Here is a 1,853-nt window from a genome sequence, read left to right as displayed (position 1 = left end):
ACTTAACAGAGCTATACAACTCAACAGTTTTAAGATTTTCTTCATTATTCCCCTCTTTCAATGGATTTATTTACAATAAAACAAGCTCGCAAGCCTGTTTATATTTTCTGTCACCGCTGCTTAAAACAACGGTGAACAATATTGAGATGATTGGTTAAGAAAACAATCCCGCCATTCCAAGCAAAGGCAAGGATGGCAGATTGTTGATCATCACCAATAGCAAAACTTAAGGATAGCATTCAGGTGCGTTTTTATATTTTTTACAAAAAGGGCTGTTCAAGCGCTTCTTGACACTGCGCTGTGGAACAACAGCGCCTGGACGACAAATGGGCAAGTTTTCAGCTTTATGGTTTACACACCATCCCCCCCCCCTTTCATCTTTATAGCGGAATCCTGATTGAACCATACAAGCATGAATTGTTGCTATTGCATTATTACTGAGCTTGCTGCTTTCTGGATCCTTATCATAAGGGGTTGGCATACCACATTCTAACAAGCCTTTTCCTACCTCAGTAAAATCTGCTCCCGGTTTCTCCCAAGCAGTCAAATATCCTGAAGGAGGTTTATTAAACTGACATCCTGCTATACTTAACAAAGTTACAGCACTTAATAATTTTACGATGTGTTTCATTTTTTACTCCATGATTTACTTAAAGGAAATTGTTCACGATGAGATGAACCATAATCATATCTACATTTATAACCTGCATCTCCAAGACAAGTATGGGAGCTTATGGGATTCATGATCACTCTCCACCATTCTGTCCAAACGTTACTGNAAAGAATTCAGCATATTCCCCAATGTCATTGTCCCGCGACTATGGCCATACTCTTCCAATCCCGTGTTACCATAGCGAGACATCAGATTTTTTGCTTCTTGTGTGGAATTGGTCAAACCCCAAAAGTTATTTTCCATAAACTTCTGATAGCCTGCGACCAGAAGTTCTGAAATAGCAGAATCGGCTTCTGGGAACACCACAAAATAAAGCGGTGCATTTTTATCCTTCGCATGTTGAACCGCATAAACAGCGGCTTCCTCTGGTGGAGTAAAGATGCCATTAAAGGACACATGCACTTTGCCATCAGCACCCTCTTGTAAATGCTGCTTTTCTTCATCCGTTAAATAATGTGCGTGAGGTATTGGTTGTCCACGAGCGTCTCTTATAGGTACCCCATTTGCATCTATTTCATAGAGTATATTGCCATTTTCATCACGGTCGACCACGGCAATGGGGTGCTCTTTGATAAACATGGTTTTATAGGAGTCATCACTGTATTTAAATCCTTCTTCCAACAATTGCGTTGCCATTTCACGATTTTCATGGACGATTTGTTCCAGCTTGCCTACATCGAGCTGTTGTACACCCTTATGGGCGCTAGCAGTATCCCGATTAAGGGAGGCTATGGCTTGCTCAACATCTTGCCCCGTCAACGCCTTCTGCCCTGCTTCATCAGTAATGACAATGGTGCCATTGCTGATAGCAGATTTGGTATATCCTTCCTCTAAATCTTTAGCTTTTGAATGATCTAAGACATTTTTAGCAATGTTTTTCCCGACACCATATTTGCCCTGATACATCGGACCACCCGCCGAAATGCTTAAACCTTGGCTGCTAGCTTGAGCATGCGCACCGTTGCTGATATCACTGGTACTAATGCTTCCTGTGGTCAGGCTGTTTTTGTCCGCCGAGGCTGTGCTGGAAATAAGTCCTCCGGTCAGCGTTGTTTTATCTTTAACGTTGATCTTAAAACCACCATCACCCGCTTTGATACCTGATTGTTCCACAACACTATGATAATCACTAGAGGATTTATCCTTGTTCAAGGAAATATTGGTTGTGGCTGTACCATCC

General features: G+C 41.8%; 2 protein-coding genes and 1 pseudogene. All 3 read right to left on the bottom strand.

Going from position 1 to position 1,853, the window contains the following annotated elements:
• Positions 1-110: 110 nt before the first annotated feature.
• Complete coding sequence (locus ACFIL2_RS06535) at positions 111-239, bottom strand: hypothetical protein (protein ID WP_375680083.1); 129 nt, start codon at positions 237-239, stop codon at positions 111-113.
• Positions 227-631, bottom strand: coding sequence for a hypothetical protein (locus tag ACFIL2_RS06530; RefSeq protein ID WP_375680082.1), 405 nt, complete (start codon positions 629-631; stop codon positions 227-229). Before ACFIL2_RS06530 ends, ACFIL2_RS06535 begins: the two co-directional genes overlap by 13 nt.
• Positions 628-1,853: pseudogene (locus ACFIL2_RS06525) on the bottom strand (hypothetical protein); the annotation flags it as partial. The gene ACFIL2_RS06530 and the pseudogene ACFIL2_RS06525, both read right to left, overlap by 4 nt.

Source organism: Bartonella sp. AP30XZML (assembly GCF_042195945.1).
Lineage (GTDB): Bacteria > Pseudomonadota > Alphaproteobacteria > Rhizobiales > Rhizobiaceae > Bartonella.
Note: the sequence above shows the minus strand (reverse complement) of the source record. Positions and strands in the feature narration are given on the sequence as shown.